Below are 23,999 nucleotides of genomic sequence, written 5' to 3'. Positions count from 1 at the left end.
CCAGCGTATTCGTGGAACGATCGCCGCGTGTCACGCCACGATGCTGATCTCGAACTGGCCCTCCGCCTCGCCGACGCCGCCGACGCGATCACCGCGACCCGATTCCGCGCTCACGACCTCGCCGTGGAGCGCAAGCCGGACCGCACGCCCGTCACCGATGCCGACGTCGCGGTGGAGGACGCGGTCCGTGCCGTGCTGGCCTCCGAGCGTCCCGACGACGTCGTCATGGGCGAGGAACGCGGCGGCACGCTGGACGCGAAGCGCGTCTGGGTGCTCGACCCGATCGACGGCACCAAGAACTTCCTGCGCGGCGTGCCGATCTGGGCGACGCTGATCGCCCTGGTCGAGGACGGCGTCCCGGTCGTGGGCGTGGTGTCCGCGCCCGCCATGAGCCGCCGCTGGTGGGCCGCCGCCGGTGGGGGCGCGTTCGCTTCGGAGGCGTCCGGTGAGCGCGCGATCTCCGTGTCCGGCGTGCGTTCTCTCGAGGACGCCTACGTCTCCACGACGGACATCAAGTCGTGGGTCGAGTACCACTCTCGCGAGGCGTACCTGCGGTTGGTGGACGCGACCTGGGAGAGCCGTGCGTTCGGCGACTTCTACCAGCACTGCCTGGTGGCCGAGGGCGCGATCGACCTCGCGCCCGAGTGCGTCGCGAACCCGTGGGACATCGCCCCGTTCCAGGTCCTGGTGACCGAGGCGGGTGGCCGTTTCACCTCACTGGACGGTGAGGAGCGCTACGACGGCGGCAGTGTGCTGACGTCGAACGGCCACCTGCACGAGGCGGCTCTCAAGCTGTTGGAACGGTAAGACCTCCGCGCGCGACCTGGGCCCAGGCGAGACGGCCGAAGAGGTAGTGGCACGCCACGCTCTCGTCGTCGAACCGGGCCCAGTCGTAGCGGTTGCCCTGCTCCTGCCAGAACACCTCGTGACCGGTCTCGTCGCTGAGGAGGCACCAGCGCTGGTCCGTCTCCTCACCGATGCTCACGACGTCGTCCGGCACGCCGATCCTGGTCAGCCACTCGGGCAGCGACTCGACGTTCATGCGGTGATCTCCGTGAGGTAGCCGAGCGCGACGAGGTCCGCGACGGGGTAGGTGGTGCGGTACCGGCTCGCCCCGCCGGGCTGGCCGAACCAGGGCGCGCTGATCGTGCGGTGCACGGGCAGGTCCTTGGTGACGCGGTACTTCCGGTAGCCCTCCTCCGCTGCCCCGGGCGGCAGGGAGCGCTGGGCGAACGGGGTGCCCGCCGCGCTCAGGACGCGGCCTTCCGGAGTGCCGAACCTGTCCAGTTCGGCGCCTTCCTTCAGGATCTCGGCCTGGCTGTCCTCGTAGCCACCCTCACGTTCGAGCGGCCAGCGCGGGGTGCCGTCCTCGTGCTGGAACAGGCTTTCCCAGTCGCGTTCGTGCATGCCCGCGAGCGGGTCGTGGCCCTCCAGGAGCTCCTGCACGATCGGGTGATCTTTGCCGAGACCGCCGGACTGCGTGGACGGCCGCGGGGCGGACGTGTCGACCCGCTGCGGGTGGTCGTCCGGGGCGAACCTCGGGACGACCTGCTCGTCGGCCTGCGGGGGCGGCGGGAGCTGGCGGGCCGGCTTGCGGGCCAGGCGCGGGGCTCGGCCCGCGCTCAGGAAGATGGCCATGAACCAGCTGCCGGCGGCCGCGGCGGTGTAGGTGTGGCCGATGATCTCGCCGGCGATGCCCGTGCCCAGGGCCTGGTTCTCCCGGTTTTCGAGGCGGTCGCTCAGTGCGTGCGACGCCGGGTGGCCGCCGGGGTCGACGGTCGCCAACGGTCCCGAGGTGGTGATCTCGCGGGTGTCGGTTCCGGCGCCGGTGGCCCCGAGGTCGACGTCCGCGCCAGGAGCGGCCGGGGTGGCGATGGTGTCGCCGACCTTCTGCGGGCCGAAGCCCGTCTCGGGATCGAAGTCGACGGACTCCGAGTCGTGGTGCAGCGCGTCCTTGGCCGCCTGGTCCTTGGCCAGCGCGTCCTTGGTGATCGCGGAGGGCTGGCTCTGCTGGCCGGACTGGCTCTGGCCCGGTCCCTGGTTGCCGGACTGAGGCCCCTGCTGGGTGGCGATCTGGCTCTGCGCCTGGCCTGGCTGGTTGCCGACCTGGCCGCTCAGCGCCTGAGCTCCGCCCGGCGCACCGGTCTTGGCCACGCCCTGCGGCGCGCCCGTCTTGGCCTCGCCGACCTTGGCCTCACCGACCTTGGCCTCACCAGCCTTGAGCTCGGCGGCCTTCGCGTCGGTGGCCTTGGCGTCGGTGGCCTTGGCGGCCTGCTGGGCGGCCTGGCCCTGCTGACCCGCCTGTCCCTGCTGCGCGGGGACCTGCGCGCCGCTCTGCTGGCCCACGACGGCACCGACCTGGGAGGCCGCCGCCGGAGCACCACCGACAGCACCGCTCACGGCACCGCCGACAGCACCCACGGCGCCACCGATCGGGCCACCGGCCGGGGCCGCACCCATCGCCGGGGCAGCGGGAGCGGCCTGGGCAGCGGGTGCCGCTGCCTGGGGCGCGGAGGAAACCGGGCCGTGCGCGTCGGAACCGCGGACCAAAGTCGGGTCGAGCACGGCACCGGAGGCCTGGGTCGTGCCTTCGGCGATCGGGCCGAGGCTGCCGTGCACGCTCGGGATCACGTCCGCCACCGCGTGCGCGACGGGCGCCACGGCCGGGCCGGCCGCCTGTCCCGCGTCGGCCACGATGCCGGGCAGCAGCCCCTTGCCCTCACCGCGGCCGGGGGTCTCGCCGCGCGGGCCCTCACCGGCGCCGTTGTCGAACACCGGACCGGCGGCGTCACGGCCACCGGGCACCGCGTCGAGCACCGGGTGCACGACTGCGGCGGCGGGCGCGGTGACGGGAGCGGCGGCGTCGAGGATCGGCCCGGCCGCGTCGGTCACCGCACCGACGACAGGTGCGAGAGGTGCCGTCACCGCACCGACGACGGGCGCGACCGGAGCGGTCACCGCGCCGACGGCCGGGGCCACGGCTTCGGTCACCGGAGCGACCACGGCGGCGACGGGCTCGACGATGGGAGCGACGACGCCCGCCACCGGGGCCACCACGCCACCGACGATGTTCGTGACGGGCGACAGCAGGCCACCACCCCCGCCACCGCCGGGCCCGTGGGCGCCGGGTGCGGTGTTGACGGGCTGCGAGCCCTGGCTCATGTCGATGCCGCTGTCCAGCCGGATGGCGGAGCTCAGCGTGTTCTGGAGGTTCGCGACGTTGGCCGCGGCGCCCTTGGTCAGCGTGTCGAGGCCGAGCAGCGCGTTGGGGTTGCCGGCGTTGGCCGAGGCCGTCGCGGCGTCGTTGTTCTTGGCGAGCATCACGAGCTCGCGGACGATCTCGACCTTCGCGGCACCGACCTGCTGGGCGGCGTGGTCGAGGCGGTCGGCGGCGGCGTGGCACCCGCGGGCCGCGCGGTGGAAGTCGCCGTCCGGTGCCACGACCTTCGCCCAACGGCCACGCGCGGCGTCAGCGGTTCCGCCGGACATGCCGCCCAGGGCACGGCCCGCGGCACCGTCGGAGGACGTTCCGAGGTGCTTGATCTTGTCGCCCGCCTCGCGCCACGCGGTGGCGCTGGAACGCATGGCGTCCTCGTCGGCCTTGGGCCAGGAGACACCGGCCTTGGCGGCGATGGCGGTGAGTTCGGCGGGAAGCTCGATGCCCATGTCAGCCCTCCAACCTTCTCATCGCGGACGCGTTGCTCTGCTCGGCGTGCCGGTACGTCTCGGCCGTCGCGGCGAGCTTGTCGCCCACGTCCCCCAGCACGGTCGCAAGGCCGGACACCGCACCGCTGGCGTCCCCGGAAGGCTTCTCGTGCGAGGCGGCGAAACTGCGCCCGACGGCGTCGTCGCCCCAGCAGGCACCGAACGCGGCCAGCGCCTTGTCGAGCGTCCCCGCGATCTCGGTCGCCTGCCCGGCGAACCCCTTCAGGTCGCGTGCCCCGGCGTCCAAGCGCTCGAGGTCGGCCGAGTACCCGGTCATCGGACCCTCCTGTTGATGAGCTCGGAGTCGAGCCAGCTCTCCCGTTGCTCGTTGTCCTCGTCGTCGTCAGCGCGACGGCGAACGGGTTGCCGCCCCAGATCGACGGTCTCGTACTCGTCGGACGCGTACTCCGAAGGCCGCAGATCAGCGGTACCGGCGACCACCGCGGCAGGATCCGCGGCGGCGGGCAGCACCGTGCTCAGCGCCTGATAGGTGTCCTCGGCCGCACTGGCCGCGGCCGCGGCGACGGTCCGCACGATCAACTCGGCCAGCTGCTCTGGCCGATGCCTGCGATAGGCGAGTTCAGAGAGCTCAAGCCCGACGAGCTTGCCTCCGGGACCCACGGTCGCCTCGACCGTCCCGTCAGGACTGGAAGCCGTCGCGGACACGGCAGCGAGCTCGCGCTGAACCGAAGTCAGCTGCTCGCGGCTGCGCCGGTAGTCGGCCAGCAGCTCCTCGACCTGCGCACGGTGGTCGTCCACCGAGTCCCCCTCACACGCATAGCCCTGGGCTCGGGCTCTAGGACGCCGTCGCCCATAGATCGGTTCCCAGCGGATTCAGTTACTAGAGTCAACGACGTGATCGCCTTCGAGGATCTGCCCGCAGGCCGCATCATCCCGCTTGGCGAGGTAACCGTCGACCGGGACGACATGCTGGATTTCGCGAAGAAGTTCGACCCGCAACCGTTCCACCTGGACGAGCAAGCGGGCAAGAACTCGATTTTCGGCGGTTTGTCCGCCTCTGGCTGGTACACGGCCTCGCTGTGGATGCGCGCCTGGGTGGACGCGGTCCTCGGCGACTCCACCTCCCAGGGCTCGCCGGGAGGCCGCGAACTCTCGTGGCTGACCCCGGTCTACCCCGGCGACACGCTGACGTTCGCCGCCGAAGTTCTGAACGCACGGCTGTCGAAGAAGCGCCCGGATCTCGGCCTGGTGGAGTTCGAGGGAACGGCGAGGCGCGGCGACGAGCTGGTATTCCGGCTCGTCGCGACGGGCATGTTCACCGCGCGCGGCTGACCGTCTACTTCGTCAGCGCGCGCACCACGCGGGACGGGGACGGCCGGCCCAGCTGCTCCGCCATCCACGCCGAGGTCTCGACCAGCTTGTCCAGGTCGACCCCGGTCTCAATGCCCAGCCCGTCGAGCATCCACACCAGGTCCTCGGTGGCGAGGTTGCCGGTCGCCGACTCCGCGTACGGGCATCCGCCCAGCCCACCGGCGGACGAGTCCACAGTCGTCACGCCGCAACGCAAAGCGGCGAGGGTGTTGGACAGCGCCTGCCCGTACGTGTCGTGGAAGTGCACGGCCAGCCGGGAAACGTCGCGGAAGCCCTCCAGCAACGACTCGACCTGACCGGGGGTCGCCACGCCGATGGTGTCCCCCAGTGACAGCTGCGAGCACCCCATCTCCAGCAGCCGCTCGCCCACGGCCACGACCTGGGACCGCGCCACGGCCCCCTCCCACGGGTCGCCGAAGCACATCGACACGTACCCGCGCACGTCCAGACCCGCTGCCAGCGCACGGGAAACCGTCGGCTCGAACATCTCGAACTGCGAGTCCAGCGTCCGGTTCAGGTTCTTGGACGCGAACGTCTCCGTGGCCGACGCGAAGATCGCGATGTGCGTGACACCGGCCTCCAGGGCGCGGTCCAGCCCGCGCTCGTTCGGCACCAGCACGGGGTAGACGACACCGGGGCGTTGATCCAGCCCGGCCAGCAGTTCGGCGGCGTCGGCCAGCTGTGGCACCCACTTGGGGTGCACGAAGGACGTGGCCTCCAAAACGGACAGTCCGGCGTCGGCCAGCCGCGCCAGGAACTCCAGCTTCACCGCGACCGGCACGACGACCGACTCGTTCTGCAGCCCGTCCCGAGCCCCGACCTCCCAGATGGTCACCGCGGAAGGCAGCGACCCGGAGCCGACGACGTCGGGCAGACCGACCTCACGCGCGCCCATCGACCACTCCCGGGTAGAAGTCGTCGTCCGGGTTGTCGTTCACCTCGCGGTACAGCATGGTGTGCACCTTCTCCACGGACGGGATGTCGTCGAACTCGAGCGGCTCGTCCGAGGCCGACTCGATGATCAGCGTGCCGCAGCCGAGCACCCTGTCCAACAGACTGTGCTCGAAGCGGACGCTGTTCACACGAGCCAAAGGGATGTCCAAGCCTGTGCGCTTGAACACGCCCTCGCGGTACATCACGCGGTCCGACGTGATGATGAAGTGCGTCGTCCGCCAGCGCACGACCGGCGCCAGCGTCAGCCACAGGATCAGCACGACGCCGACGACGGCGAGCGCGATCCACGCGATGGCGGCCCACGACTGGTCTCCGACCAGCCCGGCCAGGTAGGTGCCGAGCGCGACCACCACCAGCAGCCAGAACACCGGGAAGATCAGCATCTTCCAGTGGGGGTGCTTGTGGATCACGACGTGCTCGCCGGAGCTCAGCAGGTCGTCGGGGTAGGCCATGGCGCAACCCTAACTACGCCGGGCGCAAATGCACCACGTCACCAGCGGACACGCCGTGGTCGGCACCGTCGGCGCCGCGCACGACCAGCGTGCCGTCGGTCTCGATGCGCTGCGCCACCCCGAGAAGCTGAACACCGTCCGAAAGTTCGACGCGAACCTGCGCGCCCACGGTCGACGAGTGCTCCTCGTACTCCTCCAGCACGCCGGACTCGACCGCGTCGCCGCCGTTCTTGCGCCACACGCCTTCCAGGCCCGCCAGTTCGACCAGCAGCCGGAACGCCAGCTCGCCGCGGTCCAGTTCGGCGGCGCCCAGGTCCTCCAGCGACGTCGGCGCGAGGCCGCCCGGCGCGGGCTCGACGTCGGCGGGCAGCTTCGCCACGTTGAGGCCGATGCCGACGACGACCGCGCCGTCGGCGGTGATCTCGGACAGGATCCCGGCGCCCTTGCCGCCGTCCGGGCCGAGCAGCAGGTCGTTCGGCCACTTCAGCGTCGCCTCGACGTCGACCGACTGGGCGACCCTGACCAACGCCAGCCCGGCGATCAGGTTCAGCCACGGAAGCTTCGCGGCGGGCACGCCGGCGGGCCGGAACAGCACGCTCACGTAGAGCCCGCCCTCGGGCGACGACCAGGAGCGGCCGCGGCGGCCCTGTCCCGCGCTCTGCTCCAGCGCGATGAGCACGGTGCGGTCGGCGGCACCGGAACCGGCCAGATCGGCGTTCGTGGACGCCGTGGTCTCCACGACGTCGAGAGCGGCGTACGGACCGTTGGGTGCGACAAGCCGTGAGCGCAGCTCTTCGGCGTCGAGTGCGGTGGTCATCGCGCCAGGTTATTGGAACGGAAGAGAGTACGTGCGATCAGAGATTGCCAACAGGTTGCCGTGACCTGGACAACTGCACGGGGCAGTTCAGCAATGGTCTCGTTAGGCTGCGAGCTCATGAGCAGTGCGACCGAGCCGATCGGGCACGTCCCCACCGACGCTTCAGGCGTCCCGGACGTCCACACCACCGCGGGCAAGCTCGTTGACCTCTACCGGCGCAACGACGAGGCGGTTCACGCCGGCTCGGAACGCGCGGTCGAAAAACAGCACGCGAAGGGCAAGAAGACAGCCCGCGAGCGCATCGACCTCCTGCTCGACCCCGGTTCGTTCGTCGAACTGGACGAGCTGGCACGGCACCGCTCGACGAACTTCGGCCAGGAGAAGAACCGCCCGTACGGCGACGGCGTCGTGACGGGCTACGGCACCGTCGACGGCCGTCCGGTGTGCGTGTTCTCCCAGGACGTCACGGTCTTCGGCGGCTCGCTCGGCGAGGTGTACGGCGAGAAGATCGTCAAGATCATGGATCTGGCGATCAAGACCGGCCGGCCGATCGTCGGCATCAACGAGGGCGGCGGCGCGCGCATCCAGGAGGGCGTCGTCTCGCTCGGCCTCTACGGCGAGATCTTCTCCCGCAACGTGAAGGCCTCCGGCGTGATCCCGCAGATCTCGCTGATCATGGGCTCGAACGCGGGCGGGCACGTCTACTCCCCCGCGCTGACCGACTTCGTCGTGATGGTCGACCAGACCTCGCACATGTTCATCACCGGCCCGGACGTCATCAAGACCGTCACCGGTGAAGACGTGACGATGGAGGAGCTTGGTGGCGGTCGCACGCACAACACCAAGTCCGGCAACGCGCACTACCTCGGCAACGACGAGGAAGACGCGATCGCGTACGTCAAGGAGCTCCTGAGCTACCTGCCGTCGAACAACCTCTCGGACTCGCCCGCGTTCGAGGGCACGCTGGCCGAGGGGTCGATCTCCGATTCGATCACGGACGAGGACCGCGAGCTCGACACGCTCATCCCGGACTCGGCGAACCAGCCGTACGACATGCACGAGGTCATCAACCGCGTGCTCGACGAGGGCGACTTCCTCGAGGTGCAGCCGCTGTTCGCGCCGAACATCCTCGTCGGCTTCGGCCGCGTGGACGGCCACAGCGTCGGCGTCGTCGCGAACCAGCCCACCCAGTTCGCCGGCTGTCTCGACATCGACGCCTCCGAGAAGGCCGCACGGTTCGTGCGCACCTGCGACGCGTTCAACATCCCGGTGCTGACGTTCGTCGACGTGCCCGGCTTCCTGCCCGGCACCGACCAGGAGTGGAACGGCATCATCCGGCGCGGCGCCAAGCTGATCTACGCCTACGCCGAGGCCACCGTTCCGCTGGTCACCGTGATCACGCGCAAGGCGTACGGCGGCGCGTACGACGTCATGGGCTCCAAGCACCTCGGCGCCGACATCAACCTCGCGTGGCCGACCGCGCAGATCGCCGTCATGGGCGCGTCAGGTGCGGCGAACATCGTGCACCGCAAGACGCTCGCGGCCGCCGCTGCCAACGGCGAGGACGTCGACGCCCTGCGCGCGAAGCTCCAGCAGGAGTACGAGGACGCGCTGTGCAACCCGTACGTCGCCGCTGAACGCGGGTACGTCGACTCGGTGATCCCGCCGTCGTACACCCGCGGTTACGTGGCGCGGGCGTTGTCGATGCTGCGGGACAAGCGGGAGACGCTGCCGCCCAAGAAGCACGGGAACATCCCGCTGTGACCGCGCCCGAGGAGAAGCCTCTGCTCAGGGTCGTCAAGGGCACGCCGGACGACTACCAACTGGCCGCGCTGACCGCGGTCGTCGCCGGGCTGGCCTCGGCCGCGCCCGCCGAGGAGAAGCCGAAGCAGCGCTCGGAGTGGGCGAACCCGGCTCGCCGGGTCCGCCGGCCGTTGCAGCACGGACCGGGCGCGTGGCGCGCCTCCGGTTTCCCCGTCCCCGGTTAGCAGTCCACCCGACGACTGGTGACGTTCAGGCCGACGGCGACCTCGCGACAGCGGGTCTCGCCGTCGACCTGCATCTTCAGCGTCCAGAACGCGCTGCCGTACGCGGAGGTCTGCCGCAGCACCTGCACGCCGGCGTGGTTGAGCGGCGAGCCGGACCGCACCGCGGGCACGATCTGGCTGAGCAGCGCGTTCTCGGCGCGGTCGGCGGTGTCGGCGAACGGCCAGATGGGCACTCCATAGCCGATCGGGTCACTCGCGAGCACGCTTCCAACGCCCCACGATCCAATGAGGCCGCCGAGCACGACGAGCAGTGCCGCGATCCGTCTGCGCTTGCCTTCGCGATCGGAACCGCGTTCGGTGAGGACAAGCACCCAGCGCTTCACTCTGCCGAGAGTGCCGATAGAAGAGGTGATCGCGCATCAGTAGTACTACTCGGACGGACCGTGAGAACTGGCGGACCGTGTACGCGCTGTGCATCGGCTTCTTCATGACGCTGCTGGACACGACCATCGTCAACGTCGCGCTGCCGTCGATGATCACCGACCTGAACGCCTCCCTGAACGACGTCATCTGGGTCGTGAGCGCCTACCTGCTCGCGTTCGCGGTGCCGTTGCTGCTGACCGGGCGGCTCGGTGACCGGTTCGGGCCCAAGCGGCTCTACGGGATCGGCCTCGTCCTCTTCCTCGGGGCCTCGCTGGCCTGCGGTCTCGCCACGAGTTCCGAGGCGCTGATCGCCGCGCGCGTCTTCCAGGGACTGGGCGCCGCGGCCATGACCCCGCAGACGATGGCGTTCATCACGCACCTGTTCCCGGCGGCCAAGCGCGGCGCGGCGCTCGGCATGTGGGGGTCGGTGGCCGGGCTCGCGACGGTCTCCGGGCCGTTGCTCGGCGGCGTGCTGGTCACGCACCTGGGCTGGGAGTGGATCTTCTTCGTGAACCTCCCGATCGGCGTGCTCGCGCTGGTGCTGCTGTTCCTGTGGGTGCCTGACCTGCAGCCGAACCGGGCACCGAGGTTCGACGTGCTCGGGGTCGTGCTGTGCTGCCTCGGCCTCGGACTGCTCGTGTTCGGGATCCAGAACGGCGAGCACTACCAGTGGGGCCGGGTGGCGGGACCGATCACCGTCGCCGAGATCATCGCGGCCGGTGTGCTGTTCCTGGTGGCGTTCGTGCTGTGGCAGGCGTCGGCGCGCAACCCGGAGCCGCTGATGCCGCTCAAGATCTTCCGCAACCGCAACTTCTCGCTCGGCAACGTCGCGAACATCATGATCGGCATCACGGTGACCGGCGTGTTCGTGCCGCTGGCGCTGTTCCTGCAGACCGTGCCGAAGCTGACTCCGCTGATGACCGGCCTGGTCACGGCACCCGCGTCGCTGATGTCCGGCGTGGTGGCCGTGTTCGCCGGGCGGCTGTCGAACCGGGCGGACGCCAAGTACCTGCCGATCACCGGGTTCGCGCTGATGGCCGCGGGCATCTTCGCGATGACGTTCCTGCTCGGCGACGGCTCCCAGTGGGTGCTGCTGCCGTCGATGGTCGCGCTGGGCATCGGCATGGGGCTCGTGTTCTCGCCGCTGACGAACATCTCCACGCGCACGCTCGACCGTTCGCTGCTGGGCGCGGGGTCCGGCATCTACAACACTTCGCGGCAGTTCGGGAACGTGCTCGGCAGCGCGGTGACCGGTGCGGTGCTGCAGATCGTGCTCGCGGCGACCGGCGACTTCACCACGGCCGTGCGAGCGACGTTCTACCTGCTGCTCGCGGTCACGGCGGTCGGGATCGCGGCGGCGTTCGCCTTTCGCCAGGTCGCCCCTCCAGGAGGCGTGACAGACTCCGCTCGTGCGTCTGATCCTGGCCTCCCAGTCACCCGCCCGTCTTAGCGTCCTGCGATCCGCGGGCATCGAACCCGTCGTCCGCGTCTCCGGCGTCGACGAGGACGCGCTGATCGCCTCGCTGGACAACCCGACGCCGGAGGAGACCGTCGTCGTGCTGTCGGCGGCCAAGGCCGAGGCGATCGAGCACGACGACGACTGCGTGGTCGTCGGCTGCGACTCGATGCTGCTGTTCGAGGGTGAGCTCGTCGGCAAGCCCGGCACGCCCGAGGTCGCGCTGGACCGGTGGCGGCGGGTCGCGGGCAAGAGCGGCGTGCTGATCACCGGGCACACCGTGCTGCGGGTCGTCGGGGGAGAGATCACGGGCCGCGCCTCGGCCGCCGAGTCGACCACCGTGCGGTTCGGCACGCCGTCGGAGGAAGAGCTGGAGGCGTACATCGCGACGGGCGAGCCGTTGCACGTCGCCGGCGGCTTCACGATCGACGGGCTCGGCGGCTGGTTCATCGACGGCATCGACGGCGACCACACGTCCGTCATCGGCATCAGCCTGCCGCTCACCCGAAGGCTGCTGAGCCAGGTGGGTGTTTCGGTGTCCACACTCTGGTAGACGCTGGTCACAGTTCACCCGATCGGGGAAGACTTGTCCCCAACGCCGGCGTTGGGGGCTAGCGGTGAACGAGTACTTGACGCGTCGCAGGAACATCGACCTGGCACGCAGGACGAGCACGGGTTGTCGGAGCTAACGCCTCCGCCACCCCTCACCCAGCTCATCCCTGCCCAGGAGATGTTCCAGTGTCACTCGTCCAGACATACCGCAAGCCCAAGGTCTTCGGACTGACAGTTCTCGGCGCGCTCGTCCTCGGCGCGCTGGCAGGCTGGCTCGGCAAGGGCACGTGGCTCGCGCCCGTCCTCGCCAAGATCGGCTCCACCTTCACGGCGCTGCTCCAGCTCACCGTGATCCCGCTCGTCTTCACCGCGATCGTCGTCGGCATCGCGTCGCTGCGGAACCTCGGTGGCGGCCGCACCGCGGCCCGGCTCGGCGGCAAGACGTTCCTGTGGTTCGCCATCACGTCGTTCATCGCGGTGCTGATCGGCATCGCGGTCGCCTCGGTCCTGCGGCTCGGCCAGGGCGTGCAGATCGAACCCGCCGCCGGTGCCGTCGACAAGCTCGCCAAGCGCGCTTCCGGTTCGTGGCAGGCGTTGCTCGACAACCTGGTGCCCACCAACATCTTCAGCTCGTTCACCGAGGGCGACGTGCTGCAGGTCGTGTTCATCGCGGTGCTGGTCGGCTTCGCCGCCTACGCGCTCGGTGAGAAGGCCGCGCCGTTCACGAACCTGGTCCGCTCGTTCTTCGAGATCATCCAGAAGGTCGTCGGCTGGATCATCCTGCTGGCCCCGATCGGCATCTTCGGCCTCATCGGCAACGCCGTCGCGTCCTACGGCAACGCGTTCGTGAAGCCGCTGTTCTCGTTGATCCTGGCCGTGTACGTCGGTTCCGCCCTGGTGCTGTTCGTCGTCTACCCGATCCTGCTGAAGTTCGTCGGCAAGACCTCGCCGGTCGAGTTCTTCCGCAAGGCGGGCACGGCACTGCAGTTCGCGTTCGTGTCGCGCTCGTCCGGCGCCACGCTTCCGTTGTCCCGCAAGGCCGCCACCGACCTCGGCGTGCCGCAGGAGTACGCGAACTTCGCCGTGCCGCTGGGCACCACGACCAAGATGGACGGGTGTGCCGCGGTCTACCCGGCCGTCGCGACGATCTTCATCGCGAACCTGTTCGGCATCCAGCTCTCGGTGTGGCAGTACGTCGGCATCGTGCTCGTGGCCGTGTTCGGCGCGCTGGCCACGGCCGGAACGACCGGCTGGTACACGATGCTCACCCTGACCCTGAGCGTCGTCGGCCTGCCGCCGGCCGTGATCGCGACCGGTGTGGCCGTGGTCTACGCGATCGACCCGATCCTCGACATGATGCGCACCGCGACCAACGTGGCCGGCCAGATCACCGTGCCGGTGCTGGTGGCGCGCAGCGAGAACCTGATCGAGGAGCCCGCTGCCGTTGAGGACAAGGAACTCGTGACCGCTTAGGAATCAGCGCACGGACGTAGTTGCGACAACTTCGGCACCGGTGCGGGCCAGCCTGGAAGCTGCTCCCGCGCCGGTGCCGGCGTCGTACAGCCGACGTTCGCGCCGAGGGCCGAGAACACCTGGACGAACGCGTCGTTGCACTGACCGTCGCAGGCGCGCTGGGCCGAGACGATGTCCGCCGTGCCGTCCTCGTTGACGTCGTGCAGCCCGAGGTACCCGGCACTGGACAGATAGGCGGCCTGCGCGCGCGACCACGTGCCGTCCTTGCGGAACAGCACCTCGCCGAGCACCTTGCCGCCGGCGTCCCCGCGCACGAGGCACACGCTGATCGCCGCCGCCTGGCACTCCAGCGACTCGGCCGTCACCGTCGCGCCGGACTCGGCGATGGTCATCTCGAAGATGAACGGGCCCGACTCGCCGGTCACCCTGATCCGCCCGCCGCCGGTTCCGGCGAGCAGCTCCACGAGGTCCTTGCCGACCGATTTGCCGATGACGACCTGGCAGACGGTGGTACCGCAGCGCATTCCGGGGTCGGTGCCGGATTGACCTGAATCGGTGTTGTTCGGTCTCCGGAAATAGGCGAACGTCAGCCCCGCGACGACGACCACGGCAGCGACGATGGCGATCACCTGCACGGACCTGGTTCCACCCACGTCGCAGATTGTTGCCGATGGGCTCACGATTGATGTGAAGTGAGCCGTCTCTCCCTCTCGGAGTTCGTCGATTTCCGTAGACTGCGGCACCAGCCAGAGCCGTAATTAACCGGTCCAGCAGGAGGTACGACGCCGTGTCGCTGCGCAAGGTCCTCATCGCGAACCGCGGTGAGATCGCCGTCCGGGTCATCCGCGCCTGCCGTGACGCCGGTCTGACGAGCGTCGCCGTCTACGCCGAACCCGACCGCGACGCCCCGTTCGTGCGGCTCGCCGACGAGGCGTTCGCGCTGGGCGGCAACACTCCCGGCGAGAGCTACCTGTCGTTCGAGAAGGTGCTGGCGGCCGCCGCCCAGTCCGGCGCCGACTCCGTGCACCCCGGTTACGGCTTCCTGTCCGAGAACGCCGAGTTCGCGCAGGCCGTGATCGACGCCGGTCTGGTCTGGATCGGCCCGACGCCGCAGGCGATCCGCGACCTCGGCGACAAGGTGACCGCGCGGCACATCGCGATGCGCGCGGGCGCGCCGCTGGTGCCCGGCACCAAGGACCCGGTCAACGGACCGGACGAGATCATCGCGTTCGCGTCCGAGCACGGGCTGCCGGTCGCGATCAAGGCGGCGTTCGGCGGTGGCGGCCGTGGCCTGAAGGTCGCGCGCACCCTCGAGGAGATCCCCGAGCTGTTCGACTCCGCGGTCCGCGAGGCCGTCACGGCGTTCGGCCGCGGCGAGTGCTTCGTCGAGCGCTACCTGGACAAGCCGCGCCACGTCGAGGCGCAGGTCCTCGCCGACACCCACGGCAACGTGATCGTCGTCGGCACGCGCGACTGCTCGTTGCAGCGCCGCCACCAGAAGCTGGTCGAGGAGGCGCCCGCGCCGTTCCTGACCGACGAGCAGCGCGCCACGATCCACTCGTCGGCCCGCGCGATCTGCCTGGAGGCGGGCTACCACGGCGCCGGCACCGTCGAGTACCTCGTCGGGATGGACGGGTCGATCTCGTTCCTGGAGGTCAACACGCGCCTGCAGGTCGAACACCCGGTGTCGGAGGAGACGACGGGCCTCGACCTGGTGCGCGAGCAGTTCCGCATCGCCGCGGGCGAGAAGCTGCGGTTCACCGAGGACCCGACGCCGCGCGCGCACTCCATCGAGTTCCGGATCAACGGCGAGGACGCCGGTCGTGGCTTCCTGCCCGCACCCGGCACGGTGACGACGTTCATCGCGCCGTCCGGTCCCGGTGTCCGCGTGGACGCCGGTGTCGAGTCGGGTTCGGTGATCGGCGGGCAGTTCGACTCGTTGCTGGCCAAGCTGATCGTCACCGGCGAGAACCGCGACGAGGCCCTGGCCCGTGCGCGGCGCGCGCTGGACGAGATGGTCGTCGACGGCATGGCGACCGTGCTGCCGTTCCACCGCGTGATCGTGCGGGACGCGGCGTTCACCGCCGAGAAGCCCGAGGGTTTCACCGTGCACACGCGGTGGATCGAGACGGAGTTCGACAACCAGATCGCGCCGTTCAGCGGAGCCGCTGAGGCTGCAGAGGACGAGACGCCGCGCCAGACCGTCGTCGTCGAGGTCGGCGGGCGTCGCCTGGAGGTGTCGCTGCCGGGCGATCTCGCGGTCGGTTCCCGTCCCGCCGCCGCGGTGAAGAAGCCCAAGACGAAGCGTGCCGGTGGCGGTTCCGCGGCTGTCTCGGGTGACGCGGTGGCGGCGCCGATGCAGGGCACGATCGTGAAGGTGGCCGTCGAGGACGGGCAGACCGTCGAGGCGGGCGACCTGATCGTGGTGCTGGAGGCCATGAAGATGGAGAACCCGGTGACGGCGCACAAGGCCGGCACGGTGACGGGTCTCGCGGCCGCGCCCGGTGACCCGATCACCCAGGGCACCGTGATCTGCGAGCTGAAGGACTGAGCTCGCAGGCTCGCGCAGGGGTCCCCCTGGGCGTTGGGTCCCCCGCGTCCCAACGTACTCAGGGGGTCTGACACTCGCGGTGGACCGAGGCGGCGGGCTTTGATCCGCCCTCTGCAGGACTGACCGGCCGGGTCGCTCACCTACGATTGATTCGTGAGCGACCCGAGCAGGGACATCCGCATCGGTGACACCGAGCGTCAGCAGGCGTTGCAGGTGCTCGGTGAGCACATGAGCGCGGGCCGCATCGACATCAACGAGTACGGCGACCGGTCCGCCAAGATCACCACCGCGAAGACCCGCGGCGAGCTGATGGCGTTGTTCTACGACCTGCCCGATCCGCGGCCGCAGTTCGTCGCGCCCGTGCCGATGTTCAACGAACCCTCCAGGGCGCCCGCGCGGCGGTGGGAGGGCGCGGTGGTTCCCGTGGTGGGCGTGGCCGTGGCGATCTTGTTCTTCGCCTTCGTCAAGAACCCGTTGATCTTCCTGCTCATCCCCGCGGTGGCGATCCTGTGGGGCCAGTGGAACGGACGCCGGCGCTGAAACCCTTGCTGTTGCTCGATCTCGACGGCGTGGTGCGCAGGTTCCCGCCGATGTCCGCTGAGCTCGCCGCGCGAGCTTTCGAGCCGTCGTTGCTGCACCGCGCGGTCACCGGGGAGATCTCCGACGAGCAGTGGCGGCAGGCGGTCGGCCCTGACTTCGCGGCCGACCCCGGCGAGGTGATCCCCGAGGCGCTGGCGTTGGTGCGCACCGCACGACGGCAGTGCTTCGTGGCGTTGCTGTCCAACGCGACCACGCGGCTGGAAGCGGACCTGGCGCTGCTCGGCCTCGACGCCGAGTTCGACGCGGTCTTCAACTCGTCCCGGCTCGGCCTCGCGAAACCGGATCCCGCGATCTACCGCAGGGTGCTGGACGAGCTCGGCCACGAGACGGCGGTCTTCTGCGACGACACCGCGGCGAACGCGGACGCGGCGACGGCGGCGGGGCTGGACGGCGTGCACGTGCCGGACACGGCGGCGTTGCGGACGGCGCTGGCCGTGCGGGGGCTGATCCCGCCGACCGTGCTGCTGATCCTGCCGGACCGCGACGAGGCCGAGGAGCTGGCCACGGAGTTGCTGGAGGCCGGCTGGGGCCCGTGTGCCGTGCACAGGGACATGCTGGCGGGCGAGGACGACGCCGAGGCCGTGGACTGGGTGGTCGAGCTGGTCACCGCACCGGACGGCCTTCGGGCGTCCGCACACCGCAACGAACTCGACGAACTGGCCGAGCGGCACGACGGTTTCACGGGCGACCACTAGCCTGCTGGCCGTGGAGCCAGTTGAGATCAACGCGGGCGAGTACTACCTGCGCGCCTTCCGCAGCGACGACCGCATCGACGACGTGCCGGCGTTGACCGAGGCCTTCGCGGACGCGGAGACCAAGCGGTACATGCCGCGCCTGACCGCGGACGGCGCGCCGTCCGCGGAGACGTTCGTCCTGCTGATGACCGACGGCTGGGAGAAGGACTACCGCTGGTCGTGGGCGGTCTGCGAGGCCGTCACCGCCGAGGTGATGGCCGGGATCGTCATCCACAACGTCGACCACCACCTCGGATCGGCCGAGGTGATGTGCTGGAGCCAGCCGCAGCACCGCGGCAAAGGCGTGCTGCCCGCCGCGCTGAACTCCGTGCTCGGCTGGGTCTACGGCGCGATGGACATTCACCGGGTCACCTATCGGCACGCGGTGTCGAACACGGCGTCGCAGCGGGTCGCGGAGAAGTGCGGATTCACCCTGGAGGGTCGACTTCGCGAGGAGGCGATGGTCGATGATCAGCGCGAAGACCAGTTGCTGTGGTCACGGCTGGCGTCGGACCCCTTCCCAGAGCAGCTACGGTGACCGGCCATGCGGACCACGGGGCTCCTCATCGTCGCGATGGTGCTGGCCGGGTGCACGGCGGCGCCCAAGCAGAGTTCGCTGACCACCCCGCCGCCCCCTCCGCCGCCACCCACGACGACCTCGCAGCTCGACTTCCCGCAGAGGCCGCGCGCGGTGCCGCTCGACCAGGTGGACCCCTGCGGGGTGCTGACCGCCGACCAGCGCATGTCGCTGAGCCTCGACAACCCGCCCAGCGCGTACGTCGAACCGAGCTTCGGCAGCGCGCGGGCGTGCACGATCCGGAGCACGACGAGTGGGAATGTGGCGAGGATCGCACTCGTGCTCGCCTCGGGCGCGGATGTGTGGCTCTCGGAGAACGCCCAGGTCGACTTCACGGTGGGCGCGATCGAGGGATTCGCGGCGATCACTGTCCGCACACCCGACGTGCACGACGTCTGCAATGTGGAAATAGACGTTGCCGATGGGCAGTTCCTCGACGTCATGTTCCGCGACGGCGGCAATTCGACTGCCGTGCAACAAGATCATCTTTGCCTCGGAGCCCAGCGCGTGGCAGAGGCCGCGATGGCCAGTTTGCTCCAGAAGCGCTGACCCACTCGGGCGGATGTCACTGATCGCACTCCCCAGCGTTACCTTCGGTGGTTAGAGTGTCGATGCGCTTGCACGTACAACCGCCGGAGGTTCCACCATGCCGCCAGGGGGACGCAGCGGGGCAGACTCCTCGCCGCCCGCTTCGCACGAGCTGAACGTGGAGCCAGAGGCGATCCCGGCGTTGCGCAGCACGTTCTCGGCCGCCCTGATCAAGCTGGACAAGCAGATCGAGATGGCGATCACCGAGTTCCGCGTGCGCCCGTGGGCGGGTGACCCGGTCAGCGCCGAGGCCGCGGAGAAGTTCAACGACCGTTCGATCTCGGACGGCGACTCGGCTCTGCAGGCTCTGCTGAACTACCAGCGGCAGCTCAAGACCGCGATGGACAACCTCAACCAGATCGAACGGCAGTACAACGTGGTCGAGGGCGACAACACCGGCATGATGAACAAGAGCGGGTGCTGACCATGGCAGATCACCGCTGGCAGGGCTACAGCCACAAGGAACTGTACGAGCGCATCCACGCGGGTCCCGGCGCCTCGGCGTCGTTCGCGTCGATGGAGCGCTGGCAGGGCGTGTCGGCAGCGCTGACCGAGATCAACGACGACCTGCACTCCGGCATCGCGCTCTCGGGCGCGAAGTGGCAGGGCAAGGCCGCCGACCTGGCTCAGGCGGGCCTGAACCCGATCGCCGCCTGGGCGGACAGCGCGCGCACCGGCTCGGACGTCATGCGCTACTCGGCCGAACTGCAGGCCGGATACGTCTCGAAGGCCCGCGCGGACATGCCGGCGCCGGTCAACGTGACCGCGGAGCAGCCGGGTGCCCTCGTCAGCGGCATCACCCACCTCTTCGGCGGACAGACCGACCACGAGAAGCAGGAGGCGGCCCAGGACGCCGCCGAGCGCCGCGCCCGTGAGGTCATGTCCACCTACGCGTCGTCCACGACCTCGAACACCTCGACGCTCGGCCAGTTCACCCAGCCCCCGCAGCTGCAGATCAGCGGCTCCGGCACCGTGCACGGCGGTGGCGCCCAGATCGGCGCGGCCACCGTCTGGGGCGCCGGCGCGTACGGCAACGGCGGCAGCGCGACCCGTGGCCGCACCTCGACGGGCACGCGCGGCACCACTGCCCCGCCGCCTCGTAGCGGCACGCCCGCACCGGGCTCCACGACGCGTACGTCGAGCACGGGCACCAGCACGGCGCCCGGTACCAAGGGCACGCACGGCTCGGTCACGGCGAGCACCACCGGTCCCGGTGGCACGGGCACCGCGGGCGTCGGCCTGGCGGGTCAGCGCTCCTCCAGCCGTTCGGGCAACTCCGCCGGCCACGAGGTGAAGCAGATGGAGGACGGCGCGACCGCCGCCTCCGGTGCCGCCATGGGCACGGTCATGAACCAGGGCCACGCCGCCGGCGTCTCGGGCGCGGCGGGTTCCGCCATGGGCTCGATGGGCACCCTCGGTGCCGGGAACAACAACGGAGACCAGGTCCACCGCAGGGCCGTGCCGATGCCGCAGTCGTTCGACCCGTTCGGCGGCATGGGCGGCGGGCGCAAGGGCGAGGAAGAGGAGGACTTGGAACACAAGGCCGCCGACTACCTCCGCGAGCGCGACGACATCTACGGCGTGGGCAGCTACACGTTGCCCGTCATCGGGGAGAGCACGACCGACTGATGACTCTGTTCGGCTTGGACGTCGGGACGAGCGACACGCGCGACCCGGTGATCATCTCCACGCTGGAGTTCGACGTTCTCTGGGAGCACCTGGGCCTGGAGACGATGCCGCTGGTCCTGAAGGTCCCATCACCGGGCAAGACCACGGAGGAACGCCGCGCCATCGAGGACCGGGTCTGGCTGCAGCTCGGCGCCCGCGGTCTCGGCGGCCCGCGTTCCCTGGACCCGACCCTGGAAGACCTGCTGCACGTCCTCAACCGGCCGCAGCAGGAGATCGACGCCCGGATGTGGCTGCACGAGCGCAGCCTCCGGGTGCTGGCCGCGGGCAAGGGCCAGGCGGGAGTGCTGGCGATCCTCGACGGCACCCAGCTGATCCTGCGCCCGGCGGAGGCCGACGGACTCCCGCGCGAGGCGCTCACCGCCCTGCCCGCCGCTCCGGCGGGCGAGGGCCACTCGATCACCCTGCCCTCGGCCGACCTGGACGGAGCAGCGGCCTCAGCGGCGACTCCGGAGGACCTGGAAGCCGCGCTGAGCACGAAGTTGCGCGGCGACGACGCCCACACGCTGGCCGAGATGGTCCGCGACGCCTCGAACCGCGGCCAGTTCGGCGCGGCGGCCCGCGACAAGTGGGGCAAGCGCGTCCGGCCGGACCGGGTCGTGGCGTTCTACGACACGCCGAAGGGCCGCTACCTGCAGATGCGCCGCGCGGTGGACGGTCAGCCTCCGTGGTCGACCATCACGCCCGTCGACTACCGGCGCATGCACCACCACCTGGTGGAACTGCTCGCGGAGGCTGCGGGCTCCTGACCACCGGGTCAGGAGCCTCGGCTCGGGATCAGGGCCCGATGCCCTGGCAGGGCCGGGTCCGCAGGTCGTTCACGTAGTCGTCGGGCGCCCCGGCGGCCTCGGCCGCGTCGGCGACCACCCCGATGTAGCGGGCGGACGGCAGCCCGCCCTCGTAGGCGTCCAGCACGTAGAGCCAGGCGACCACGGACCCCTCGAGGGTCTGCACCCGCAACCGGATCTTCTTGTACAGGCCGAGCGCACCCTCCCACCGGTCCAGCCGCGACTCATCGCGTGGCGACACGTCGTAGAGCACGCAGAACGTCTGGTGGTCTGGCTCCTCGACGATCGTCGCGAGGGCACCCTCCCAGCCGAGGTCCTCGCCACCGAACGTCATGCGCCAACCAACGAGCCAGCCGGTCCCCGCGAGCGGGGAGTACGGGGCTCGCTCCATCATCTGGTTCGGATCCATGTTCGACCCGTACGCGGCATAGAGCGGCACGTCCGACAGCGTAGCGACCCGGCGATCAGCTTTCGGTACTGACGACACGGTCGATTCGGTCAACGCGTACGGTTGAGCCGCCCAGCAAGCACGCAGAAGGGAACTGATCGTGACCCGCATCGTCATCATCGGCGGCGGACCCGCAGGTTACGAAGCAGCCCTGGTCGCTGCGCAGCACGGCGCCGACGTGACCGTGGTGGAGAACGACGGGGCCGGTGGCGCGTGCGTGTTGTACGACTGCGTGCCGTCCAAGACCTTCATCGCGTCCGCGGGGGCCCGCAGCGCCTTCCGCAACGCCGGTGAGCTGGGCATTCAGACTCACAACGAACTCGCGACGGTCGATCTTCCGGTCGTGCACGGACGGGTGAAGGGCCTCGCTCTGGCCCAGTCCGCGGACGTCCGGGCACGCCTCCAGCGGGAGGGCGTGCGGCTGATCAACGGGCGCGCGAAGTTCGTCGACGACTCGCGCGGACTCGCCCAGCACCAGGTCGTGGCGACCGGCGCGGACGGGTCCGACGAGATCCTCAACGCCGATGTGGTGCTCATCGCAACCGGTGCGACCCCGCGCGTGTTGCAGGGCGCCGAGCCCGACGGCAAGCGGATCCTCACCTGGCGACAGATCTACGACCTGCCTGAGCTGCCCGAACACCTCGCGGTGATCGGTTCCGGCGTCACGGGTGTCGAGTTCGCCAGCGCCTACACCGAGATGGGCGTGAAGGTGACGATGGTCTCCAGCCGGGACCGCGTCCTGCCGCACGAGGACGCCGACGCGGCCGCGGTGCTGGAGGACGTGTTCGCCGAGCGCGGCACGGCCGTCGTCAAGCACGCCCGCGCGGACAAGGTCGAGAACACCGGCGACGGCGTTCTGATCCACCTGGAAGACGGTCGCACGATCGAGGCGTCGCACGCCCTGATGACCGTCGGTTCGGTGCCGAACACGACCGACATCGGCCTCGACAAGATCGGTATCGAGCTCGGGCGTGGCGGCTACATCCCCGTCGACCGGGTCAGCCGGACCAACGTCAGCGGCGTCTACGCGGCCGGCGACTGCACCGGCGTGCTGCTGCTCGCGTCCGTCGCGGCCATGCAGGGGCGCATCGCGATGTGGCACGCGCTGGGCGAGGGCGTCAGCCCGATCAAGCTCAAGACCGTCGCCGCGAACGTCTTCACCAACCCCGAGATCGCCAGCGTCGGCATCAGCCAGCAGGCGATCGACTCGGGCGAGGTACCCGCGCGCACGATCATGCTGCCGCTGGCCACGAACCCCCGTTCCAAGATGGAGGGTCTGCGCCGCGGCTTCGTGAAGCTGTTCTGCCGCCCGGCCACCGGCGTGGTCATCGGCGGTGTGGTCGTCGCTCCGAACGCGAGCGAGCTCATCCTGCCGATCGCGCTCGCCGTGCAGAACCAGCTCACCGTCGAGCACCTGGCGACGACCTTCTCGGTCTACCCGTCGCTGTCCGGCTCCATCACCGAGGCCGGCCGCCAGCTCATGCGCCACGACGACCTGGACTGACCAAGGCAACCTCTCCCCGGAGTCGCGCGTGTCCTGGGCACGCAGGACTCTGGGGAGGAAGTCGTGGGAAGAAAGATCGCAACACTGCTGGCCGGGCTGAGCCTGTTGGCCGTCATCCCGGCCACCGCGCAGGCGCAGGACGAGATCAAGCTCGTGCTCCTGGACACGGAAGTGCAGACGTACGACACCACGTACGTGTCGCTGACCGGCTGCACGACGCCGACGACCGCCAGTTCGCCCGGCTTCGCTCAACCCGCCCAACTGGACCGCACTGTCGGCGGCTTGGGCGGCATCGCCCAGATCGGCACGAAGGCGGGCAGCTTCACCGCGACGGCGGAGTGCGCGGGCAAGTCCTACTCGGCGCAGTTCACCGTGGTGGACCGGCCACCGCCCAACTGGTCCCTCTACCCCCTCGAACTCGAGCCGGGCGGAAGGATCGACTCCATCACCGAGAAGTGGTCGTGCCAGCCCACGCTGACCTCGCCCGGCTTCGCCCAGCCGTTCATGTGGACCCCTGGCGGTCCCAGGTTCATCGGGTACACCACGGTGGTGACGACGCCGGGCACCTACACCGCGACCTTGAACTGCGGGGCTGACCGGCCCCTTCTCACCAGGGACTTCACGGTCAAGGGCACTCCGCCCACGAGCACGACCACGACCACACCGCCTGCGGTGAAGCCCGCGCCCAAGCCCGCGCCCAAGGCTCCCGTCGTGAAGCCCAAGGGTGCCCCGCAGACCGGCGGTGGCGGTACCGCGTGAAGACTCTCGCCACCGCGCTGGTGGCGCTGGCGCTGCTGACCGGCTGCGTCGCGGCACCGGACGCCGTCCTGCCCACCGGACCGGCACCACCCACCACCACCGCGACCGCTTCGTCCACTTCGGACGCTGGCCTGCCCGCGTCGGAACCGACCGAGGTGCGGATCCCGAAGATCGGCGCCAAGTCCTCGCTCGTCCCGCTCGGCCTCAACCCGGACGAGACGATCGAGGTACCGCCGGTCGAGCAGCCGATGCAGGCCGGTTGGTACAAGCTCGCCCGCACGCCGGGTGAACCAGGTCCCGCCGTCCTGCTCGGGCACGTGGACGGCAACAAGCAGCCCGGCATCTTCTTCCGGCTCAAGGAACTCGTGGCGGGCGACGAGGTCGAGGTGTCCAGAAAGGACGGCACCACGGCCAGGTTCCGCGTGACCAGGACCGAGCAGATCGCCAAGGACAGCTTCCCGACCGAAGCCGTCTACGGCGACACCACGACGCCCGAACTCCGGCTGATCACCTGTGGCGGCAGCTTCGACACGGCCGCACACAGCTATCGGGACAACGTCATCGTGTACGCGAAACTGGTCTGAAGAAGAAAGCAACCACCCCCTCGGCACC

General features: G+C 70.0%; 28 protein-coding genes. 18 read left to right on the top strand and 10 right to left on the bottom strand.

From position 1 onward, the window contains the following. Window positions 1-27: 27 nt before the first annotated feature. On the top strand, window positions 28-807 hold the full coding sequence (gene hisN, locus ACH413_RS32130) for a histidinol-phosphatase (protein ID WP_360044164.1): 780 nt from the start codon (window positions 28-30) through the stop codon (window positions 805-807). On the opposite strand, the gene ACH413_RS32125 is transcribed toward hisN, so the two are convergent. From ACH413_RS32125 to ACH413_RS32110, 4 genes are read right to left on the bottom strand one after another with little or no spacing between them, the layout of a single operon-like run. After that, window positions 788-1,042: a hypothetical protein gene (locus ACH413_RS32125; RefSeq protein WP_360044167.1), complete on the bottom strand. Its 255-nt coding sequence runs from the start codon at window positions 1,040-1,042 to the stop codon at window positions 788-790. The two genes, hisN and ACH413_RS32125, sit on opposite strands and share 20 nt — an antisense overlap. Next, window positions 1,039-3,666, bottom strand: a complete 2,628-nt coding sequence (locus tag ACH413_RS32120; protein ID WP_360044170.1) for a TNT domain-containing protein — start codon at window positions 3,664-3,666, stop codon at window positions 1,039-1,041. Before ACH413_RS32120 ends, ACH413_RS32125 begins: the two co-directional genes overlap by 4 nt. A 1-nt stretch (window position 3,667) precedes the next feature. Continuing rightward, a complete protein-coding gene (locus ACH413_RS32115) occupies window positions 3,668-3,982 on the bottom strand; it encodes a WXG100 family type VII secretion target (protein ID WP_360044173.1) in 315 nt (104 codons plus the stop codon). Next, the gene (locus tag ACH413_RS32110) at window positions 3,979-4,464 is read right to left on the bottom strand and encodes a YbaB/EbfC family nucleoid-associated protein (protein WP_360044176.1); all 486 of its coding nucleotides are present in this window, start codon (window positions 4,462-4,464) and stop codon (window positions 3,979-3,981) included. The genes ACH413_RS32115 and ACH413_RS32110 overlap by 4 nt, the downstream gene beginning before the upstream one ends. A gap of 96 nt (window positions 4,465-4,560) precedes the next feature. Between ACH413_RS32110 and ACH413_RS32105 the strand changes: the two genes are divergently transcribed. Continuing rightward, window positions 4,561-4,998 (top strand): MaoC family dehydratase, encoded by a 438-nt coding sequence (locus ACH413_RS32105; protein WP_360044179.1) that lies wholly within the window; start codon window positions 4,561-4,563, stop codon window positions 4,996-4,998. Window positions 4,999-5,002: 4 nt separating this feature from the next. On the opposite strand, the gene ACH413_RS32100 is transcribed toward ACH413_RS32105, so the two are convergent. Genes ACH413_RS32100 through ACH413_RS32090 form a run of 3 tightly spaced genes read right to left on the bottom strand, consistent with a single transcriptional unit; the run spans window position 5,003 to window position 7,260 of the window. After that, window positions 5,003-5,932 carry a hydroxymethylglutaryl-CoA lyase gene (locus ACH413_RS32100; protein ID WP_360044182.1) on the bottom strand — a complete coding sequence of 310 codons (930 nt, stop codon included), beginning with the start codon at window positions 5,930-5,932 and terminating at the stop codon, window positions 5,003-5,005. Then, window positions 5,919-6,443, bottom strand: coding sequence for a PH domain-containing protein (locus ACH413_RS32095; RefSeq protein WP_360044185.1), 525 nt, complete (start codon window positions 6,441-6,443; stop codon window positions 5,919-5,921). The genes ACH413_RS32100 and ACH413_RS32095 overlap by 14 nt, the downstream gene beginning before the upstream one ends. 13 nt (window positions 6,444-6,456) lie before the next feature. Further along, window positions 6,457-7,260 carry a biotin--[acetyl-CoA-carboxylase] ligase gene (locus ACH413_RS32090; protein ID WP_360044188.1) on the bottom strand — a complete coding sequence of 268 codons (804 nt, stop codon included), beginning with the start codon at window positions 7,258-7,260 and terminating at the stop codon, window positions 6,457-6,459. A gap of 117 nt (window positions 7,261-7,377) precedes the next feature. Between ACH413_RS32090 and ACH413_RS32085 the strand changes: the two genes are divergently transcribed. Then, window positions 7,378-9,024, top strand: a complete 1,647-nt coding sequence (locus ACH413_RS32085) for an acyl-CoA carboxylase subunit beta (protein ID WP_360044191.1) — start codon at window positions 7,378-7,380, stop codon at window positions 9,022-9,024. Further along, window positions 9,021-9,248 carry an acyl-CoA carboxylase subunit epsilon gene (locus tag ACH413_RS32080; RefSeq protein WP_360044194.1) on the top strand — a complete coding sequence of 76 codons (228 nt, stop codon included), beginning with the start codon at window positions 9,021-9,023 and terminating at the stop codon, window positions 9,246-9,248. The genes ACH413_RS32085 and ACH413_RS32080 overlap by 4 nt, the downstream gene beginning before the upstream one ends. Here the strand turns inward: ACH413_RS32080 and ACH413_RS32075 are convergent. Continuing rightward, window positions 9,245-9,631: a hypothetical protein gene (locus ACH413_RS32075; protein WP_360044197.1), complete on the bottom strand. Its 387-nt coding sequence runs from the start codon at window positions 9,629-9,631 to the stop codon at window positions 9,245-9,247. The genes ACH413_RS32080 and ACH413_RS32075 overlap by 4 nt on opposite strands. 77 nt (window positions 9,632-9,708) lie before the next feature. Here ACH413_RS32075 and ACH413_RS32070 point away from each other — a divergent pair, with 77 nt between their 5' ends. The 3 genes from ACH413_RS32070 (at window position 9,709) to ACH413_RS32060 (ending at window position 13,152) form a co-directional block, all read left to right on the top strand. Further along, a complete protein-coding gene (locus ACH413_RS32070) occupies window positions 9,709-11,121 on the top strand; it encodes an MFS transporter (protein WP_360044200.1) in 1,413 nt (470 codons plus the stop codon). Continuing rightward, the gene (locus ACH413_RS32065) at window positions 11,081-11,680 is read left to right on the top strand and encodes a nucleoside triphosphate pyrophosphatase (protein ID WP_360044203.1); all 600 of its coding nucleotides are present in this window, start codon (window positions 11,081-11,083) and stop codon (window positions 11,678-11,680) included. The genes ACH413_RS32070 and ACH413_RS32065 overlap by 41 nt, the downstream gene beginning before the upstream one ends. Window positions 11,681-11,865: 185 nt before the next feature. Further along, on the top strand, window positions 11,866-13,152 hold the full coding sequence (locus ACH413_RS32060) for a dicarboxylate/amino acid:cation symporter (RefSeq protein ID WP_360044206.1): 1,287 nt from the start codon (window positions 11,866-11,868) through the stop codon (window positions 13,150-13,152). Here ACH413_RS32060 and ACH413_RS32055 read toward each other — a convergent pair. After that, window positions 13,149-13,805, bottom strand: a complete 657-nt coding sequence (locus tag ACH413_RS32055; protein ID WP_360044209.1) for a hypothetical protein — start codon at window positions 13,803-13,805, stop codon at window positions 13,149-13,151. The two genes, ACH413_RS32060 and ACH413_RS32055, sit on opposite strands and share 4 nt — an antisense overlap. A gap of 134 nt (window positions 13,806-13,939) precedes the next feature. On the opposite strand from ACH413_RS32055, the gene ACH413_RS32050 reads away from it, so the two are divergent. The 8 genes from ACH413_RS32050 to ACH413_RS32015 all read left to right on the top strand — a co-directional run bounded on the left by ACH413_RS32050 (window position 13,940) and on the right by ACH413_RS32015 (window position 20,637). Then, on the top strand, window positions 13,940-15,703 hold the full coding sequence (locus tag ACH413_RS32050; RefSeq protein ID WP_360044212.1) for an acetyl/propionyl/methylcrotonyl-CoA carboxylase subunit alpha: 1,764 nt from the start codon (window positions 13,940-13,942) through the stop codon (window positions 15,701-15,703). Between the two features lie 153 nt (window positions 15,704-15,856). Next, complete coding sequence (locus ACH413_RS32045; RefSeq protein WP_360044215.1) at window positions 15,857-16,243, top strand: DUF1707 domain-containing protein; 387 nt, start codon at window positions 15,857-15,859, stop codon at window positions 16,241-16,243. Continuing rightward, window positions 16,222-16,998 (top strand): HAD-IA family hydrolase, encoded by a 777-nt coding sequence (locus tag ACH413_RS32040; protein ID WP_360044218.1) that lies wholly within the window; start codon window positions 16,222-16,224, stop codon window positions 16,996-16,998. The genes ACH413_RS32045 and ACH413_RS32040 overlap by 22 nt, the downstream gene beginning before the upstream one ends. Window positions 16,999-17,008: 10 nt before the next feature. Further along, window positions 17,009-17,575: a GNAT family protein gene (locus ACH413_RS32035; RefSeq protein ID WP_360044221.1), complete on the top strand. Its 567-nt coding sequence runs from the start codon at window positions 17,009-17,011 to the stop codon at window positions 17,573-17,575. 6 nt (window positions 17,576-17,581) lie between these two features. After that, window positions 17,582-18,163, top strand: coding sequence for a DUF3558 domain-containing protein (locus ACH413_RS32030; RefSeq protein WP_360044224.1), 582 nt, complete (start codon window positions 17,582-17,584; stop codon window positions 18,161-18,163). 97 nt (window positions 18,164-18,260) lie between these two features. Beyond that, window positions 18,261-18,626 carry a transcriptional regulator gene (locus ACH413_RS32025; RefSeq protein ID WP_360044227.1) on the top strand — a complete coding sequence of 122 codons (366 nt, stop codon included), beginning with the start codon at window positions 18,261-18,263 and terminating at the stop codon, window positions 18,624-18,626. Between the two features lie 2 nt (window positions 18,627-18,628). Beyond that, a complete protein-coding gene (locus tag ACH413_RS32020; RefSeq protein WP_360044230.1) occupies window positions 18,629-19,831 on the top strand; it encodes a PPE domain-containing protein in 1,203 nt (400 codons plus the stop codon). After that, window positions 19,831-20,637: an ESX secretion-associated protein EspG gene (locus ACH413_RS32015; RefSeq protein WP_360044233.1), complete on the top strand. Its 807-nt coding sequence runs from the start codon at window positions 19,831-19,833 to the stop codon at window positions 20,635-20,637. The genes ACH413_RS32020 and ACH413_RS32015 overlap by 1 nt, the downstream gene beginning before the upstream one ends. 28 nt (window positions 20,638-20,665) lie before the next feature. Here ACH413_RS32015 and ACH413_RS32010 read toward each other — a convergent pair whose 3' ends face one another. Continuing rightward, entirely contained in the window at window positions 20,666-21,115 is a 450-nt protein-coding gene (locus ACH413_RS32010; protein WP_030478530.1) for a gamma-glutamylcyclotransferase family protein, read from the bottom strand. A gap of 109 nt (window positions 21,116-21,224) precedes the next feature. Between ACH413_RS32010 and ACH413_RS32005 the strand changes: the two genes are divergently transcribed. From ACH413_RS32005 to ACH413_RS31995, 3 genes are all read left to right on the top strand, one after another. Beyond that, the gene (locus ACH413_RS32005) at window positions 21,225-22,628 is read left to right on the top strand and encodes an NAD(P)H-quinone dehydrogenase (protein ID WP_360044237.1); all 1,404 of its coding nucleotides are present in this window, start codon (window positions 21,225-21,227) and stop codon (window positions 22,626-22,628) included. A 63-nt stretch (window positions 22,629-22,691) separates the two neighbouring features. Continuing rightward, the gene (locus tag ACH413_RS32000; RefSeq protein WP_360044240.1) at window positions 22,692-23,387 is read left to right on the top strand and encodes a hypothetical protein; all 696 of its coding nucleotides are present in this window, start codon (window positions 22,692-22,694) and stop codon (window positions 23,385-23,387) included. After that, on the top strand, window positions 23,384-23,971 hold the full coding sequence (locus ACH413_RS31995; RefSeq protein WP_360044242.1) for a class F sortase: 588 nt from the start codon (window positions 23,384-23,386) through the stop codon (window positions 23,969-23,971). The genes ACH413_RS32000 and ACH413_RS31995 overlap by 4 nt, the downstream gene beginning before the upstream one ends. The last annotated feature ends 28 nt before the right edge of the window (window positions 23,972-23,999 follow it).

This window comes from Lentzea sp. NPDC020367 (genome assembly GCF_044387305.1).
Classification (GTDB): Bacteria; Actinomycetota; Actinomycetes; order Mycobacteriales; family Pseudonocardiaceae; genus Lentzea.
Note: the sequence above shows the minus strand (reverse complement) of the source record. Positions and strands in the feature narration are given on the sequence as shown.

What these genes read in the sequence shown, in the direction of transcription:
- ACH413_RS32125 (WP_360044167.1), bottom strand. Translation starts at nt 1,042, where the DNA reads ATGAACGTCGAGTCGCTGCCCGAGTGGCTGACCAGGATCGGCGTGCCG.
- ACH413_RS32120 (WP_360044170.1), bottom strand. Translation starts at nt 3,666, where the DNA reads ATGGGCATCGAGCTTCCCGCCGAACTCACCGCCATCGCCGCCAAGGCC.
- ACH413_RS32115 (WP_360044173.1), bottom strand. Translation starts at nt 3,982, where the DNA reads ATGACCGGGTACTCGGCCGACCTCGAGCGCTTGGACGCCGGGGCACGC.
- ACH413_RS32100 (WP_360044182.1), bottom strand. Translation starts at nt 5,932, where the DNA reads ATGGGCGCGCGTGAGGTCGGTCTGCCCGACGTCGTCGGCTCCGGGTCG.
- ACH413_RS32095 (WP_360044185.1), bottom strand. Translation starts at nt 6,443, where the DNA reads ATGGCCTACCCCGACGACCTGCTGAGCTCCGGCGAGCACGTCGTGATC.
- ACH413_RS32090 (WP_360044188.1), bottom strand. Translation starts at nt 7,260, where the DNA reads ATGACCACCGCACTCGACGCCGAAGAGCTGCGCTCACGGCTTGTCGCA.
- ACH413_RS32085 (WP_360044191.1), top strand. Translation starts at nt 7,378, where the DNA reads ATGAGCAGTGCGACCGAGCCGATCGGGCACGTCCCCACCGACGCTTCA.
- ACH413_RS32030 (WP_360044224.1), top strand. Translation starts at nt 17,582, where the DNA reads ATGCGGACCACGGGGCTCCTCATCGTCGCGATGGTGCTGGCCGGGTGC.
- ACH413_RS32025 (WP_360044227.1), top strand. Translation starts at nt 18,261, where the DNA reads ATGCCGCCAGGGGGACGCAGCGGGGCAGACTCCTCGCCGCCCGCTTCG.
- ACH413_RS32020 (WP_360044230.1), top strand. Translation starts at nt 18,629, where the DNA reads ATGGCAGATCACCGCTGGCAGGGCTACAGCCACAAGGAACTGTACGAG.
- ACH413_RS32015 (WP_360044233.1), top strand. Translation starts at nt 19,831, where the DNA reads ATGACTCTGTTCGGCTTGGACGTCGGGACGAGCGACACGCGCGACCCG.